The sequence below is a fragment of the Paraburkholderia sp. BL9I2N2 genome (assembly GCF_004339745.1).
In the GTDB taxonomy this organism is placed as follows: domain Bacteria; phylum Pseudomonadota; class Gammaproteobacteria; order Burkholderiales; family Burkholderiaceae; genus Paraburkholderia.
The window spans coordinates 253,712-270,140 of sequence record NZ_SMGP01000003.1 but is presented as its reverse complement, the minus strand read 5'-3'; the positions used below and the strand labels follow the sequence as shown (position 1 = coordinate 270,140).

At 60.8% G+C, this 16,429-nt stretch carries 13 protein-coding genes and 4 pseudogenes; 8 read left to right on the top strand and 9 right to left on the bottom strand.

Going from position 1 to position 16,429, the window contains the following annotated elements:
- Nucleotides 1–57 precede the first annotated feature (57 nt).
- The 3 genes from B0G74_RS31910 to B0G74_RS31900 all read right to left on the bottom strand — a co-directional run bounded on the left by B0G74_RS31910 (nt 58) and on the right by B0G74_RS31900 (nt 3,933).
- Nucleotides 58–1,308 carry an acetamidase/formamidase family protein gene (locus B0G74_RS31910; protein WP_132379904.1) on the bottom strand — a complete coding sequence of 417 codons (1,251 nt, stop codon included), beginning with the start codon at nt 1,306–1,308 and terminating at the stop codon, nt 58–60.
- Nucleotides 1,309–1,372: 64 nt separating this feature from the next.
- Nucleotides 1,373–3,007 (bottom strand): amino acid ABC transporter permease/ATP-binding protein, encoded by a 1,635-nt coding sequence (locus tag B0G74_RS47530; RefSeq protein ID WP_132379902.1) that lies wholly within the window; start codon nt 3,005–3,007, stop codon nt 1,373–1,375.
- Nucleotides 3,007–3,933, bottom strand: a complete 927-nt coding sequence (locus B0G74_RS31900) for an ABC transporter substrate-binding protein (RefSeq protein ID WP_132379900.1) — start codon at nt 3,931–3,933, stop codon at nt 3,007–3,009. Before B0G74_RS31900 ends, B0G74_RS47530 begins: the two co-directional genes overlap by 1 nt.
- A gap of 342 nt (nt 3,934–4,275) precedes the next feature.
- Here B0G74_RS31900 and B0G74_RS31895 point away from each other — a divergent pair, with 342 nt between their 5' ends.
- On the top strand, nt 4,276–4,395 hold the full coding sequence (locus tag B0G74_RS31895) for a hypothetical protein (protein WP_243658477.1): 120 nt from the start codon (nt 4,276–4,278) through the stop codon (nt 4,393–4,395).
- Nucleotides 4,396–4,546: 151 nt separating this feature from the next.
- On the opposite strand, the pseudogene B0G74_RS31890 reads toward B0G74_RS31895, so the two are convergent.
- From B0G74_RS31890 to B0G74_RS46895, 4 genes and pseudogenes are all read right to left on the bottom strand, one after another.
- A pseudogene (locus B0G74_RS31890) lies at nt 4,547–4,672 on the bottom strand (IS6 family transposase); the annotation flags it as partial.
- 137 nt (nt 4,673–4,809) lie between these two features.
- Entirely contained in the window at nt 4,810–5,562 is a 753-nt protein-coding gene (locus tag B0G74_RS31885) for an SDR family oxidoreductase (protein ID WP_132379896.1), read from the bottom strand.
- A 21-nt stretch (nt 5,563–5,583) separates the two neighbouring features.
- The gene (locus B0G74_RS31880) at nt 5,584–6,327 is read right to left on the bottom strand and encodes an SDR family oxidoreductase (protein ID WP_132379894.1); all 744 of its coding nucleotides are present in this window, start codon (nt 6,325–6,327) and stop codon (nt 5,584–5,586) included.
- A gap of 363 nt (nt 6,328–6,690) precedes the next feature.
- Nucleotides 6,691–6,795 (bottom strand): annotated as a pseudogene (locus B0G74_RS46895) (IS6 family transposase); the annotation flags it as partial.
- 171 nt (nt 6,796–6,966) lie between these two features.
- Between B0G74_RS46895 and B0G74_RS31870 the strand changes: the two are divergent.
- The 3 genes and pseudogenes from B0G74_RS31870 to B0G74_RS31860 all read left to right on the top strand — a co-directional run.
- Nucleotides 6,967–7,612, top strand: a pseudogene (locus B0G74_RS31870) (transposase); the annotation flags it as partial.
- A gap of 1,140 nt (nt 7,613–8,752) precedes the next feature.
- Nucleotides 8,753–10,090: an oxalate/formate MFS antiporter gene (gene oxlT / locus B0G74_RS31865; protein ID WP_132379892.1), complete on the top strand. Its 1,338-nt coding sequence runs from the start codon at nt 8,753–8,755 to the stop codon at nt 10,088–10,090.
- Between the two features lie 111 nt (nt 10,091–10,201).
- A pseudogene (locus tag B0G74_RS31860) lies at nt 10,202–10,417 on the top strand (IS5/IS1182 family transposase); the annotation flags it as partial.
- On the opposite strand, the gene B0G74_RS31855 reads toward B0G74_RS31860, so the two are convergent.
- Together B0G74_RS31855 and B0G74_RS31850 are read right to left on the bottom strand one after the other, a co-directional pair.
- Nucleotides 10,417–11,019: an ABC transporter substrate-binding protein gene (locus B0G74_RS31855; RefSeq protein WP_243658406.1), complete on the bottom strand. Its 603-nt coding sequence runs from the start codon at nt 11,017–11,019 to the stop codon at nt 10,417–10,419. The pseudogene B0G74_RS31860 and the gene B0G74_RS31855 overlap by 1 nt on opposite strands.
- A gap of 44 nt (nt 11,020–11,063) precedes the next feature.
- Entirely contained in the window at nt 11,064–11,996 is a 933-nt protein-coding gene (locus B0G74_RS31850; RefSeq protein ID WP_132379890.1) for a TauD/TfdA family dioxygenase, read from the bottom strand.
- 539 nt (nt 11,997–12,535) lie between these two features.
- On the opposite strand from B0G74_RS31850, the gene B0G74_RS31845 reads away from it, so the two are divergent.
- The 4 genes from B0G74_RS31845 to B0G74_RS31830 are packed head-to-tail and all read left to right on the top strand — an operon-like array spanning nt 12,536 to nt 16,415.
- Complete coding sequence (locus tag B0G74_RS31845) at nt 12,536–13,375, top strand: ABC transporter permease subunit (protein WP_132379888.1); 840 nt, start codon at nt 12,536–12,538, stop codon at nt 13,373–13,375.
- Entirely contained in the window at nt 13,372–14,118 is a 747-nt protein-coding gene (locus B0G74_RS31840) for an ABC transporter ATP-binding protein (RefSeq protein WP_132379886.1), read from the top strand. Before B0G74_RS31845 ends, B0G74_RS31840 begins: the two co-directional genes overlap by 4 nt.
- A gap of 35 nt (nt 14,119–14,153) precedes the next feature.
- Nucleotides 14,154–15,158 carry an NrtA/SsuA/CpmA family ABC transporter substrate-binding protein gene (locus B0G74_RS31835; RefSeq protein WP_132379884.1) on the top strand — a complete coding sequence of 335 codons (1,005 nt, stop codon included), beginning with the start codon at nt 14,154–14,156 and terminating at the stop codon, nt 15,156–15,158.
- 9 nt (nt 15,159–15,167) lie between these two features.
- Nucleotides 15,168–16,415: an acyl-CoA dehydrogenase family protein gene (locus tag B0G74_RS31830; RefSeq protein ID WP_132379882.1), complete on the top strand. Its 1,248-nt coding sequence runs from the start codon at nt 15,168–15,170 to the stop codon at nt 16,413–16,415.
- The last annotated feature ends 14 nt before the right edge of the window (nt 16,416–16,429 follow it).

Here is a 16,429-nt window from a genome sequence, read left to right as displayed (position 1 = left end):
GCTGGCACATCCGGCACGCCAGCCCATGTGCAACGCCCGCGGCCCGGACGAGAACGCTTAGCCGCCCGCGCCGCCAATGAAAACGTTCTTGCGGATCGAGCCATGCACGCCCCAGTTGCCGTCGACGACTTGCGTGACGCCGAAATCCGCGGCGACCGACATCAGCGCGATGGCCTCATCCTCGCTCAGCCTGTGTACGGTCATCAGGAAGCGGCGCAGCTTGCGGAACGCATCACGCATCGCCTTGTCGAGGCTCGCGTGCTGTGCCACCTCGATCTGTCCGGCCGGGCCGAGTTCCGCCAGGTAATTCGCGAAGGTGAAGCCGTACACCGACCATTGGTCTTCGGTTTCCAGCATCGGGTGCGTGAGGCCTTCGAGGATAGTACCGCCCAGATCGTTCTTCTTGTGCAGCACGAATTCGAAGTCTCCGGTCAGCGAGGTCTCGATCGCGGTACCGCCGAGCTCGCTGTCACCCTGTGCCGCATGCGGATCGCCGACGGAAAAAAAAGCGCCTTCGACGGCGACCGGGTAATACATCCGCGCCCCCTTGCCGACACGCCAGTCGTCGATATTGCCGCCGGTGTAGCTGGGTGGATTGGAGCTGACGTAGTCGACCTCCGTCGGCGCAAGTCCCATGGTGCCGAAATGCAGCCGGGCGCGTACCTTCACGTTCGACAGGATGCTCTCCCGCTTCTTGACCAGCGAATGATCGACCTTCACGCCGGGGTAGTCGATCGTCGTGTGCACGATGCCGTCCGGATCCGTCTGCGGCGTCCACACGTAGTTGTAGACCGCACGTGCGAACGGCTCGCCCGAGGAATCGAGCTCGAAGATCGTCACGACTTCACGCGGCTTCGGTTCCTCGATCAAATCGCGATATTGGAAGCCCCAGGATGCGGCGACGTTCGAACCGAAACAGCGGCCGCGATAACACGCATTGCAGCTCGGCCGCGGCCGTACGTCGAGTATCCGCACTTCGAGCACGTCGCCGGGCTCGGCCCCTTCGATCGCGACCGGCCCGGTCAGCAGATGCACGCCGACACCTTCGCCGGAACCGACTGTAAACGGTCCATCGGTTGGCCCCGCGCCACGGCGCGGCATGGCCTTGTGCTCGCGGGTCCAGTTAAAGATACTTTCGGCGCCGGGGTCGCCCGCTACCATCCGTTCGTGATCGTCGTTCGCATGGTGAGTCAGCGTCTCGATCGTGATCCGGTCGCCGGAGCGAACCGTTAACGCGGGCGCGACTTTCTTGCTGAAGTAACCCCAATGAACCGTTTCAGGCGACACAGGCAAAGTATGGTGCTTCATGGTTGTTCGATTCTCGCAAAGCGCCCGGCGCAAAGGGCCGGGCAAAGCTGAACGGCGCGTGCCGTCACGACGCGACTTCGAGCCGATTGTCGGCGCCCATCACGCTCAGGAATCGCGCCGTCAACGGATCGCGCGGGTGTGTGAGCACTTCGTGCGCAGGCCCCTGTTCGACCACCGCGCCGCCGCTCATAAACACGACGCGATCGGCGACCTGATCCGCGAAGCGCAACTGATGCGTTGAGATGATCATCGTCAGACCGCCTTCGTCCACGAGGCGCTGGATCACGTCGAGTACTTCGCCGACGAGTTCGGGATCGAGCGCGGACGTCGGTTCGTCGAGCAGGAGCACGCGAGGATTGGGCGCAAGCGCGCGGGCGATCGCGACGCGCTGCTGTTGCCCGCCGGATAGATGGCGCGGCAACGCGTCGGCGCGATGACTGAGGCCAACGCGTTCGAGCAGTTCACGCGCCCGGCGCTCGGCATCGGCGGGCGCCATGCCGTGCACCCAGCGCAGCGGCCCCGCGATGTTCTCGCACGCCGTCAGATGGCTGAACAGATTGAAATGCTGGAACACCATGCCGACGCCAGCACTCGCACGCTCATTGGCGATATCGGCCTGCGTCATCGGCTGACCATCGACTCGAAAACCGAGGCGCTTACCGCCGATGCGGATTTCCCCCGAATCCCACTGCTCCAGGTGATTGATACAGCGCAGCAGCGTGCTTTTGCCCGATCCGCTCGGCCCGAGCAGCGCGATAACCTCGCCGTAGCGGACGGTGAGGTCGAAGCCGTCGAGTACCGTCTGCTCACCGTAACGCTTGCTCAGCCCCTTCACCTGGACGGTCGCGCTCTGCTTCTGGAGCGTCGCGTAGCGCTGCGCGCGCTCTGCGTGTACATCACGCCGAACGTCACGCGCGTTAGGCATTGGCACGGGCGACGGCGCCGGTTCGAGCAGCGCATCGGCGGGAAGTGTCGCGCCCGCGCCGGGTGGGTTCGCCGCAATTCGGGCACGGCGCCACGGCAGCAGCCGTGCAAAGCGTCCAGACGGGCTGCGATCGAGATCGAGCGACGTTTCGGCGAACAACTGGATCGCGGCGATCACGCCGGTCAGCACGAGATACATCAGCCCGGACGCGAAGAAGATCGAAAAGAAATCGAACGTCGACGACGCGAGCTGGGTGCTGCGCAAGGTCAGTTCGTCGACTGCGATCACGGATGCCAGCGACGAGTTCTTCAACGCGCTGACCGATTCGTTCCCGAACGCCGGTATCATCGTGCGGATCGCCTGCGGCGCGATCACGCGGCGCAGCAGCACGGTCGGCGTCATGCCGAGCGCCTGCCCCGCGAGCAGTTGCCCACGGTCGACACCGAGCACGCCCGCGCGCAGGATCTCCGCGATGAACGGCCCCTCGTTCGCCGCGAGCGCGAGACCCGCTGCGCCCATCGCGCTCAACTTCAGGCCGATGTGCGGCAACGCGTCGTACGCGAACACTAGTTGCAGGATAAGCGGCGTCCCGCGAAAAATCACCGTGTAGCCTCGCGCGATCGCGGCGAGCGGCCCCACCTTGCTCAGTTGCATGCTCGCGAGCACCAGTCCCACGATCAGACCGCCCGCCAGCCCGAGGGCCGTGACCGCGATCGTAAAACCGATGCCGCTTAGCAGATACGGCAGGCCGAGATAGTGCAGAAACAAATTCATCAGTTCAAGGCAACCAGCTTGGGGGTTTCGAGGTTTTCAACGCCGAGCGACCACTTCTTTAGCAAGTCGGTCTGGATGCCGGCCTTCTGGATCGCGACAAGCGCTGCCATTACGGCTGCGCGCATTGCCGGGTTGGTTTTCGGCACGCCGATACCGATTGAATACGGCAGCGTCACCGCACTGGCCTTTTCGAGTTGGTTCGGATACGCCTTGACCGCCTGGTCTACCGTGTTCACGTCGTTGATATACGTGTCGGCGCGGCCCGCGAGAATCGCCTGGATCGCGTTCGCGTTGTTGTCATACAGCTGCACGGCGGCTTCCGGCTTGTTCGCCGCCTTGCAGGCCGGCGCAAGATTCTGGATCAACGGCACTTCTACGTAGCCGGTGTTCTCGGCGGCAGTCGTGCCGCACATCGTCGGGTTGATGCCGCTGATCTTCTTCGGATTGCCCTTCGCGACGAGCACGCCGTCGAACACCTTCGAATAGGTGATGAAGTCCGCCGCCTTCGCGCGCTCTTCGGTCGCATACATGTCGGAGATCACGATGTCCGCCTGGCCGCTTTGCAGCGTCGGCAGCAGCGCCGCAAACGAGACTGGCTTGTACGCAATCTTGAAGCCGAGGCAGTTGCCAATCGCGTCGCCGAGGTCGATGTCGAAGCCGATATATTTACTCGGGTCATTCGGGTCCAGCGCTTCATAGCCCGGCGTGTGCGGATTGATCGCGTTGATCAGCGTCTTGCCCTTGAATTGCGGGTATTTCGCCTGTAGCGCCGCGCATTCGGCAGGCGCCGGCGCGGCAGCCTGTGCGTGACCCGACAGCAGTAGCGCCAGCATACTGACGGCGCCAAGAACCAGCTCGCGCCAATGGCGGGCAAAACCGCCTGCGCGCCGCACTCGATGCCCATGATCGACAAGATTGGTATACATCCCTGAACCCCCTGAAGCGGCAGATGCCAATGGCCCACACCATGTACGCCTTGTTGCATCGCACCAGCGCGAGAGTATGTGAACGAAATTCCACGGACTTGTCCCAGCGCGCACAAATGCTTGTACGGGGATGAAGGAGTTGGCATACAGCGAATCGCAGACGAGGAGCGGGCCTGAATTTCGCGGCGAGAGAGGCAGGGGTAGAGTCAAGATGAAGCAAACCCGTTGCCTTGGCGGAGGCCGACATGAAGTTCTGCGGAATATCAAGCGCGACGCGCCGGCTATCGGCTACCGACTGCTGAAGACGTGCCCGGCATTGGTGAAGTACTTGCGACGGTGATCATGCTGGAGACCGGAACGGTGGCACGGTTTGCCAGCGTGGGGCAGTTCAGTTCGTACTGTCGCTGCGTCGATAGCGTAGGGCAAAGCAACGGCGGCGACGGCAATGCATGCCTCGCGTGAGCGTCCATCGAGGCGACGAACTTTGCATTGAGGCAATGCGCGCCGGCACCGCGTTTCTATGAACGCATGTAGCGCGCGACCAACCGGATCGTCGCGCTCAAGGCCGTGGCCCACAAACTTGCGCAAACCTCTGCCCGGCGCCGTCCAGCCCGAACTTCACCGACCAGCGCAGCACCGTCTCGTATGTAAGCTGAATGCCGCGTGCGACCAGCAGTTGCTCGACCATGCGCAGGCTGAGCGGGAAACGGTAGTACAACCACGCCGCACAGCTAATCACATCGGGCGGGAAGCGATAGCCCGCAAGTTCGCAGTACCCGCCCGGCTATGCCGTCATGTCGATCGCTTGTGTTGACCGCAGCACGGATGTTGCATTGCGCGGCGAACCCGTGCTTATCCCCGTGTGCGTATTGGTGCTTACATCAACACCTGGCCGCCATCGACCACCAAGGTCTGCCCGGTGATCCAACCCGCGTGCGAGCTGGCGAGAAACAGCACCGCATTCGCAACCTCCGCTGGCGTCCCGAGCCGGCCGAACGGAACCGAACGCAGTATCCGCTCATACAGCTCGGGATCGGAAGTCTTGCGCTGTTCCCACGCTCCACCGGGAAACTCGATCGAGCCGGGCGCAACCGAGTTGACACGGATCCGGTCCGGCGCGAGCGTCAATGCATGGGAGGCCGTGTAGTGCACGACCGCTGCCTTGATCGCCGCGTAAGACTGGGTGCGTGTCGACGGACGCAGCGCTGAGATGGACGTCACATTGACGATGGCGGCGTTCGCCGACTGCCGCAGGAATGGAAGCGCGGCATGACCCGCTCGCACCGTTGCCATGAGGTCGACCTGGATGCCGGCCTCCCAGCCGGCTTCGGTATCCCCACCTCCGAAACCGGACGCGTTGTTAATCAAAATGTCGATACCGCCGAGCGCGTTGCCGGCCATCGCAATGTAAGCGGTGATCGCCTCGCCGTCAGCGAGATCGCAAGGTGCGGTATGGACCGGACGGTCATAGACGGCCAGCTCGGCCTCGACCGCTTTCAATCCTTCCAGGTTGCGTGCACAGACGGACACGGCGGCGCCTGCCTGCGCGAACCCGAGCGCGATGCTGCGGCCGATACCGCGCGAGCCCCCCGCGACGACGACACGTTTACCGTTGAAATCGAAACCCATGTTTTTTGCCCTCCAGGACAGCTAAACCAGCACGTGACCGCCGTCGACAACAATGACTTGCCCTGTGCTGAAGCCCTGCTGCATCAGGTAAAGATAAGTTTGCGCGACGTCGCTCGCCTCCCCAACCCGCCGTACCGGCATCTTCCCCGAGATATGGTCGTAGAGACTCTCGCGATCGGCTTTGCTCATGTTGTCCCACAGCGCGGTACGCAAGACGCCAGGTGCCACGGCATTCACACGGAGCGGCGCAAGCTCGACGGCTAGTGTCCGTGTGAGTGATTCGATCGCCCCCAGGATACTGGCCGGGATTGCCCACGTAGGCAGTGGACGCGACGAGGCCACTCCGCTCGTAAGGGTGATGGAGCCGTTCGCGCGAATGAGCGGGGCTGCATGTTTGACGGCCTTGAGCGCCCCCCAATAGCGCACCTCGAAGGCCCGCTGCGCGGCTTCGATGTCGAGTTCAGCAAGGGTTTGCAGGAACAACGACTCCCCGGCGGTGTAGACGAGGTGGTCTAGCTCACCGATGCGTGCAAAAAACGCGCGCACTTGCCCCTCGTCGGTGAAGTCGAGTGACTCGCCGCGCGTACCCCGAGGTAGGCGTTCAAGTGCGGCAGCGACGCGCTCCGGCCTGCTCGAGGCGATGATGACTTCGGCTCCGGAACGTGCCGCAGCTTCGGCTACGGCAAAGCCAATTCCTGACGTGCCCCCGGCCACAACGACCCGGCTTTGTTGAAGAGTAATGCTGGTAGATTGGCTGTTTCCCATGCTTGAAGTTTCCGTGAGAGAGCGGTCCGCGCGGTGGCGTCCAGCGTAACGCAGCATGTACTGCTGAACCACAGATCGACGTGCTACCGCGGCCGCGTCCGAGTGTACGGGATTTGTGGAAATCGCGTTGAAGGCGCCGCGCGGAGAGTACATTTGAGTACATTTCTCGGGAGCTTCGCATTCGGTGGACCAAGGTGACGTGAGCCTTGTCACCGCGACGGCACGCATTGGCTCAGAAGGCTGTAGACGGATCTTGGGTGAGTTCGGTAAAGCGATGCCACGTAGCAAATCGCAAGGCCAACTGTTTGCGAAAAGTAAAGTAGCGGATGTCGCCTGATGGCGAATGCTGCGGATCGGGCCTTAGCTCGCGAGAAAAGTCTGAGTGCGTTCAGGCTTTCGAAATCCATGCATGCGACGCTCGCGTTCGCGCGTCGGCTGATGGCTATTTTTCGCGCGATTATTCATTCGTGCGGAGGCTTTCAAAAACACATGATTAACGTGCGTCAACTCGCGGACCTCCGCCAATCGCGGCGCGATAGCTGCGAAGCTGGTCTATCACGGTCTTGCGCGGTACTTCGCGGCACGAGGCGAGTACGCGTTCGAACAGCAGTTCTTCGATATCGCGTAGGCGAATGTGAATCAACCATGACGATAATTGACCCCGTAGAGCGGCAGCATGATCTCAAACCTCGACGTCTTGCAGACGACACCGCGTATAGCTCAGCAGCGATGCTCGCTTGGATGATCGACGAGAAGGAGATTGCACCGCATATTCGGGTCTGGGAGAAAACGACGCGCAAGGACAATACATTGTCTAGCAGCAAGTTTCAGTGGGATGAACAGGCCGATGAATATCGCTGCCCCACCGGGCACGCACTACGCAGTGATCGTCGTAAATTCAGAAATCCGCGCTCGCCAGTCACGATGGCTGACACGATCATCTATCGGGCAAGCCAGCTCGACTGCGAGAGCTGTTGGATGAAAGATCGCTGCTGTCCGAACACACCCATTCCGCAAGATCGCCCGCTGCATCCATGAAGCTGCGCGTGACGAAACGAGGTGTATTGCGAAGACGTCTGAATACAACCGCTCTTGCCGTGAGCGAGAGAACGTGGAAATGATCTTCGCTCATCTCAAACGCATTCTGAAGCTCGACCGTCTCCGATTGCGAGGTCCAAGCGGTGCCCATGATGAGTTCCCGATGGTAGCGACTGCGCAAAATTTGCGAAGATCGACCAGGTGGTACATGGCAGGAAGCAAGCAGATGAACCAGGCAGTTGCATGACGAGCAACGGGAACCGTTGCTTCGTTCAAGTCGCCGCTTCGCCGATCACCACAACTCGAAAACGTTCTGCCAACCCCTGCATCTCCGACCACAATTCGACATTTTCAAATGTGAGGGACTTCCCCATCCTGAGACGACGTTCAGGTCGCACGGCATCGAGTGCCAGGATTGAGGTGTCAGCCATCAATCTGAACAGGAGGGGAAGTCATGGACCGGCTTGCTGCGGTCGGCATCGACCTCGCAAAGATGTGTTTGTGCACCCTGCAAGTCACGTGAGTTTCTGTTTTCACAAAAGCAGGTATGAGCTGCCACCCAACAGCCATTCAGCATCCTCGATTGCGGCCGTTCGTAGTCGTTCAACATCACTGCATGTTGCCCGTAATTCCACGTCGCCGAGCCACTCACACTGCACGCCGCACGGTGGCCAACGTTACTGCTGTGCCAAGCGTCAGGAGCTGGGCGCCGCGCTCGTCGCGTTCATCGCGGTTGGCAAATGCGACGACCGAGCGCGTGCCGTCATGAGCGATGAAGCGAAGGACGTAAGGGCGAATTGCAGATATAGGTGAGGACTGTGAAGCGCGTGAGATACGAACCCGCGCGAGCGCGGCTAACGACATGATGACTTCCAATCGGACAGCGAGATAACCGGGCGCCCTGCTTCTGAAGATCCAGCTGCGGCAGCGCCGCAACCACTTGCTGCGCCGTTCTCCGCAGAAACCTTAGCTTCGGCGACCAACGGTTGTTGCACGGTTGCCCCGTTTCCCGCGCCAACCTCGCTCACTCTCTCGACGCATCGACGTCGAGGAGCATCCAAATTTCTTTCAAATAAAAAACTCACATTACTTTTAGCTTTCATATATAAAGGCAAGGCATGTTGCGAACAGCCTTGTCTCGCTTCATGTCCTCGGCCCGCCGGCATTGCCAGCGGGCCTTTTTTTCGCAGCGAAATAATGTCGGCGCTTACATACAGCCAGCTTTCATATTAAGAATTACGTGGTGATAACCCCAATAATTCTTTCACTTGACTTACTTGATATATCACATACTGTATGGGGTGGATCACCGGTTATCGTGCCGGTGGCGGGCGGAGAAGCCACCTTGGCCCCGCAAACATCAGGCAGCAAGACCTAGGAGACAGTTATGAGCGCGGATCTACAGGGAGGGGCGTCGTCGTGGAGGGCGTCGCCGTGGGTGCAACTGGTATTTGGTGTGATTTGCATGGCAATGATCGCGAACATGCAGTACGGCTGGACGTTGTTCGTGAATCCAATCAATGAGAAATACCAATGGGGTCGCACGGCGATTCAGGTTGCATTCACCATCTTCGTGGTGACGGAAACGTGGCTCGTGCCGATCGAAGGTTATCTCGTTGACAAGTACGGTCCGCGTCCCGTCGTGGTCGTCGGCGGCCTGCTCTGCGCAGCGGCATGGGCGCTCAACTCGGTGGCGTCGTCGTTGCCGTTGCTGTATATCGCGGCCGCCATTGGCGGCGTCGGCGCGGGCGCAGTGTACGGCACCTGTGTGGGCAACGCGTTGAAGTGGTTTCCCAATCGCCGCGGGCTCGCTGCGGGCATAACCGCGGCCGGCTTCGGCGCAGGCTCGGCGGCCACCGTCGTGCCGATTGCCAGCATGATCAAGAGCAGCGGCTATGAAGCCACGTTCCTCTGGTTCGGTCTTGGCCAGGGCATCATCGTTTTCATACTCGGTCTCGCGCTGCTCGCGCCACCGGCCACTCTGCTCGCGTCGGCGAAGAGCGCGGTGCAACGCGTGGTCTACAACGCGACGCCCCGCGAAGTGATTAGTTCACCGGTGTTCTGGGTCATGTACCTGATGTTCGTGATGATGGCTGCGGGCGGCCTGATGGCGACCGCGCAGCTCGGACCGATCGCAAAAGACTTCGGTCTGCACGATTCGCCGGTTTCACTGCTCGGATTGACCTTGCCCGCACTGACCTTCGCGCTGACTATCGACCGCGTGTTGAACGGTCTGACCCGGCCGTTCTTCGGCTGGATCTCGGACCGCATCGGCCGGGAAAATACGATGTTCATCGCGTTCGCCATCGAGGCGGTCGGTATTCTGGCGCTGTCGAAGTACGGTCAAAGCCCGGTTGCGTTTGTCCTGCTCACCGGCATCGTGTTCTTTGCATGGGGCGAAATCTACAGCCTGTTCCCCGCCACTTGCGGCGACACGTACGGACCGAAATTCGCCGCCACTAACGCGGGGCTGTTGTACACGGCGAAGGGAACGGCCGCGCTGCTGGTGCCATTTACCAGCGTCGTCACGGCGATGACGGGCAGCTGGCACGCGGTGTTCATGCTCGCGTCCGGAATGGCCGCAGTGGCGGCACTGCTCGCCCTATTCGTGCTGAAGCCGATGCGTCGCGCCTATGCGGAACAGCACGCTACGCCGGCTCTGGAGATGCCGTACGGTCCAACGTTCGTCAGTGACTCGGCTCGAGTTTCGGCCGACGGTGGATAATTGACGAGACAGTTGAGCGGTTCCCGGTCGACTGTGAGCGCGAGGTTCCGGGCAGTCCCTTGCTGGTCCAGAACCACGATGATTTCCGTATCCGGTCTCGGAGGGAGAGAGATGACGCGGTTCGTTCACGGCGGCAGCCGTCCGCGAAGTTTTCTCCTTCCTGATGCACTCGACGACTACGTAACGGATACGAATCGCGTGCGTGTCGTCGATGTATTTGTAGATGAGCTGGATTTTCCGCAGCTAGGGACAGAGGGCAACGAGCCTGCGCTCACATACCGTCCTTCGTACCACCCCGAGGTGCCGCTCAAGATCTATATCTACGGTTAGCTCAACCGCCTTCGATCCAATCGCCGGCTCGAACTATTCAAACCCAAAAAGTTCCACGGCGCCGCGACGAACACCACCTTCTGGATCTCTTCTTTGGACAGACCTGCCTTCTCGAGATACGCGGTCACCAGATACTGCTCGTAAGCGCCCGGCGCGTTCACGCCGACCTTGCGGCCGATCAGGTCACGCGCACTATGGATCGGACTGCCTTGAAGCACGAACAGTCCACCATTGGTCTCCTTGTCGGTACCAACGTAGGAAATCACCGCCTTGACCGGCGCATGCGCCGCCACCAGTTTGACGATCGATCCGTTGAACGCACCGCCGAAGTCGACGTCGCCGGTGACCGCCGCCTGGATATCCTGCGGTCCGCTGATCGTATTGCCCGCCCATTTGAGTTTGATCGGCGCAAGGTAGCCAAGGTCTTCGGCGAGTTCGGGATACAACACCTTGCTGGCCCACCCCTGATAGCGCAGTTCGAGCTTCTCAGGGGTTTGCGCCAACGCCGGGCTTGCTGAAGCCGCGACGCCCGCGGCGAGCGCCGACAGATAAAACAGGCGCGCAACACGATGCCGCAAGTCACGTGCGGTTTGCTTCATGCTTCGATCTCCGTGATCCGATGTGGAAGGCGTGCGTGCGCGGTTCAGAACACGCCGTCGTGTTCCAGCGTGATGCGATGAATACGCCGGCGCGCCGAGCCGTAGTCTCGCGCCGCGTAATGTTGGACCTGACGGTTATCCCAGATCGCGACATCGCCGGCACGCCATTCGAAGCGGGCTTGTACTTCCGGCGTCTTGATGAGGTCGTAGAGATAGTTCAGCAGACTCTGGCTTGCCGTTTTCGATACGCCGAGCAGATGGCTGGTATGTCCTTCATTGACGAACACCAGCTTGCGGCCGTTCTCCGGATGCGTCTTGATGACCGGCACTTCAATGGGCGGATACTTTTGCGCGGCATCGCACACGCGTGCCAACCCGGCCTCGACACTCTGCTCGCTCGTGCCTTCGAGAATGTCGTAGCCGCTCAACAGATCCGACAGCGCGTTCTTCTTGGGCGACGCAAAGAACGTGTTCACCGCTTTCAGCTTCTCGAAGTAGCGGGCCAGATCGGGATCCAGCAAGTCGTAGACTGCCGCCGACGAGGTCCAGATCGTGTCGCCGCCGCCACCCTCAGGAATCTCCTGCGCGTGGAGGACGGTGGCCTTCGGCGGCTGCGGTTGCCATGAAACATCCACGTGCCAGTTGTCGGTGCCGCCGGACTGGGTTTTATCGCTGTGGGCGATGACTTCGATCTCCGGGAATCCCGCGACGGCCGGCAGATAGATATTCTTGCGAATGGGCGTGCCGAAGATGCGCGCAAGCGTGACGTGCGGTTCTGGCGTAAGCGTCTGCTCGCGAAAAAAGATCACACCGTGATCGACGAGTGCCTGCCTCACCGTTTGCTGGTTCTCATCGCTGAGCGGCTGCGACAGGTCGGCGTTCTCGATCACTGCACCGATCAGCGGCTTGTAGCGGCGTACGCGAAGTTCCTGGTGAACGGTGGATGGCGATTGCTGGCGGTCGAGCACTGTACTCATGACGTCCTCCTTGGGGTCGATGGCGTAATCCATGAAAGCAGCATCGATGCGGCATCGACAACCAACGATTCAACTCATGCTTACGCGTTGCCGGGCGATTCGATTAGTCGCCGTCGCGGCAAAAAGAGTCCCCCAGAGAAGCGCTTTGGTTCGAATAAAAGCTTATTTCGAAGCCCGCTTGCGTTTGCCTATAGTCGAAGGTTGGGTCGTTGCTCCGCAAGACGTCAATTCTGGACGGGCGATCCGTCATTCGCCCCATCGCTGTCAATACACGCCGATTGCATTCGGGCGACGCTGCCGTGAAGCAACGCGCTGAAACTGCAAAGCAAAGCATAAAAAACTGTTTGTCATTGCGATGTCAAACGGCCTTTAATAACAGGCTTGCCTTCGTGACATGCCGAAGTTGACCAATGTCTGCCCCCGCATCGGGGTATCGCTGAAGTAGCAATCGTATGTCAGGACTCGTCTCCGCATGGCGGGTTGATTTGTACCGGCTCCATATCGGGGCACTCTTTTTTCATGGCTGATATGGAACCGACATGGCTGACTTAACTTCCTCTCGCAACAGCTATGTCTCTTCGAAACGAATGCGTGCAGGTGTTTCGAGAGGTGCGCTTTATAGTTGGCTCTCCTGGATTGTTCCAGTTCTGGTCCTGGTGCTTTGGGAGGCTGCGGCGCGTATTGGACTGATTGCGCCTCAGGTGCTCCCGGCTCCAAGCAGTGTCGCGGAAACCGCGTTGGATCTGGCCAGAAACGGCGATCTTTTCGTTCACCTCGGCGTCTCGCTTCTGCGTGCAATGGCGGGCTTCCTCATTGGGGGAATCATCGGCCTCGCGCTTGGCATCATGGTCGGCTTCTCACCGCTGGCACAGGCGCTTTTCGACCGTTCGATCCAGATGGTGCGCGCGGTCCCTTTCCTTGCGATGCTGCCGCTCGTCATCGTCTGGTTCGGTGTGGGCGAGGTTGCGAAAATTTTCCTTGTCGCGCTCGCGGTCCTGTTTCCCATCTATATCAACACCATGCTTGGCATCCGCCAGATCGATCCGAAGCTGATGGAGCTCGCCAAGGTTATCGGGCTGAACTGGACCGCGATCGTGCGACGGATCATTCTGCCCGGAGCGATGCCGTCGATCCTCACGGGCGTACGTTATGCGCTCGCTCATGCCTGGCTCGCGCTGGTCATCGCCGAAACACTCGCGACGACAAAGGGCATCGGCTTCCTGGCCATGGATGCCCGCGAATTCCTCCAAACCAATGTCATTTTGCTGACCATGATCATCTACGCGATCATCGGCGTCGTAGCGGACGCGCTGGTGCGCTCGCTTGAAACCCATTTCCTCTCATGGCACGCGAATTACGCCAAAGGAGAGCAAAAGTGAGCCAAAGCATCGCACTGCCCCGTGGTTCCGAAGTATCGGCACTCGTCAACGAAGATCGCGTCAGTCAGTCCGCGCTGGGCGTATCGGTACGTGGCCTGCGGCGCTGCTATGGCACGCGTGTCGTCATCGATGCACTGGATCTTGATATCCACCAAGGCGAATTCGTCGCGCTGCTGGGTGAAAGCGGGTGCGGGAAGACCACCCTGCTGCGCGCGCTGGCAGGCCTCGATCTGCCCGACGCTGGACAGATCCGCGCGCCCGAGCGTCCTTCCGTCGTGTTCCAGGAGCCTCGTCTACTACCTTGGGCTACGCTGTGGGAGAACGTCGCTCTAGGTCATGAAACCACTGTCGGCCGAGCCGGCGCGGCTCGTGCCCTGGCCGAAGTCGGGCTTTCCAGCCGGGAGAACGACTGGCCCCGCAATCTCTCAGGCGGTCAGGCGCAACGCGTCGCGTTGGCGCGGGGCCTCGTTCGCGATCCCGCCCTTCTGCTGCTGGACGAACCGTTTGCGGCGCTCGACGCGCTCACGCGGATCAAGATGCACGGTCTCGTCAAGGAACTCGTTGCCCGCCATCACCCGGGCGTGCTGCTCGTGACGCATGACGTCGACGAAGCGCTCACGCTTGCCGACAGGATTCTCGTCATGCGCACGGGACGCATCGCTGCTTCTTTCCGACCCAAGAACCACACGCCACAGGAACTGCGGTCCACGCTGCTCGCAGAACTGGGCGTTCTGTCTCACTGATCGATTTCCTGCCCGACTCCAAGGACCTGACAAGGATGAATGATTCTTCACTGAGCCGCCGCCAACTATTGCGCGCGGCGGGTGGCCTGCTGGCCGGTGCCGCCGCCAGCAGCCTGTTCCCAGCGCGGGCAGCCGAGCCGCGCAAGCTGACACGCAACACCGATACGGTTCGCATTGGCTGGGGGTACGGCAGCCTGCCGGACATTGCCAAGCAACGCGGCGTGTTCGAAAAGACGCTCGCCGCAAAAGGCATCAAGGTCGAATGGATCGGTCCGTTCCCGAACCACGCGCCGTCAATTCAGGCAGTGGTCGGCGGCAGTGCGGATTTCGGCTTCTGGGGATCGACTACGCCTGCATTGGCCGCCATGCTGGCCGGCTCACCTATCGTCTTCAATGCGTTCGACGTCTATTCCCCACGCTCGACTGCCATCATCGTGAAGAAATCGAGCGGCATCAATTCGGTCGCCGATCTGGCGGGCCGCAAAGTTGCCATCAACCGTTCGGGGCTTGGCGAATTCCTGCTCATTGCGGCCCTGGAAAAGAACCACATTGACCGCGACAAGGTCGAGTTCGTTTATCTGAATCCGCCCGATGCCGCGCCCGCGTTCGCGCAAGGCAAGGTCGACGCCTGGTCGATGTGGTCGCCTGCGGTGGATATCGCGCGTAATTCGAACGACGCCAAGGACATCTTCAACGAGGGACGCGACCTCGATTTCCTGATTGACTACAGTTCGCTGGTAACGCGTCGCAAATTCACCGAAGAGAACTCCGAACTGATTCGCGCGGTAATCGACGCGTACTACGTCGAAGGCGCCTGGCAGTCGACGCATTCCACCGAAGCCGAGCAGCTCGCACAGGGAGAAGCCAAATACCCGAACCAGGTGCGCGACTATCTGGCGAGCCTGAAGCGTGTGAATCAATTCCACGAACCCGACGACGCCGCTTTCATCGCGCAGCTTCAACGGGCAGCCGACTGGCTCGCGGAACGCAAGATCATCCGCTCGCGGATCAAGGTCGCGGATTACAGCATCAAGGTTTGATGGAGCACCATGACCACTCCTGAAACCACGATCGTCGACAGCGGCCGGCCCCAGCTTGTCTCGCCGCTGTCCGCACGCCTCGGCTTTTCGGAGGCCATCGCCGATATCGCATCGACTGCGGCAGAGCGGGAACTGACACATCGTCTGCCGTACGATGAGATCGCGAAGCTCAAGGCGCTAGGGTTCGGTGCGCTACGCCTGCCGACCGATGCGGGAGGGCAAGGTTTGTCGTTGACCGAGCTCTTCTTCGTAGCTCGCGATCTTGCTGCGGCCGATTCCAATATAGCCCATGCTTTTCGTAACCATCTGTGGCAAGTCGAAGCCTCGCTTAGACAACGAGACCACCCTTTCCATGCGCATGTCCTCGACCTGACCAGGCAGAACAAGACCGTCGGGCTCAGTTTTACCGACAGCGACGCGGCGGCGGCGGGCGCTTGTCCGAGCCGGGTCCTGAGCAGGCTCGAATGGGACGAAACACGGCATGCCTACATCGGCTCGGGCGAGAAAGTTTATGCGACGGGCAACCTCTACAACGACGCATTCATCGGCGCTGCTGTGGAAAGCCGTGCGGGCCGGACTGTGCAATACGTGCTCGACCGAGGCGAAGGGGTCAGCGATCACGACGACTGGCAGGGATTCGGCCAGCGCCTGACAGGCTCAGGCACGGCGGCCTTTCGCGCCGTGATCGTGCCCGCCGCCCATGTTTACCCGCCGGATCCGCCGAAGCCTGAAGAAGCCGCGCCGTGGGGATACACCTTTCATCAGGTCTATCTGACCAACTGCATCGCTGGCGTCGTGCGACGCATCGTACTGGACGCTGTAGAGGTTCTGCGCGCGCGGGGGCGCAACTTCTATCATGGCGAAGCCGCGCATCCTACCGAAGAGCCCGTACTGCAGACATTGCTCGGTCGTATCCGCGCGTATGCGGCCAGCACCGAGGCGACTGTAGACCGCGCTGTCGGAGCGCTGCAACGAGCCTGGGACAGCTATGGCACGAGCGACGAATATGAGACTACGCTTGCCGCCACGCTCTCGGCGGCAGAGGCCAAGGTGGTGACCGACGATCTCGCCCCGCAGATCGCCAGTTGGCTGATCGACCTCGGGTCAGGCTCGGTCGTCTCGCGCGTGGGCGCTCTGGACCGGCACTGGCGCAACATCAAGGTCATTGCCTCGCACAATCCGCGGCTTTACAAGGAACGCCTGCTCGGGCAGAACTTGCTGACCGGGCGTCTTCCGCCCACAGGCGCGTTCTTCTGATCACGAACCACGTC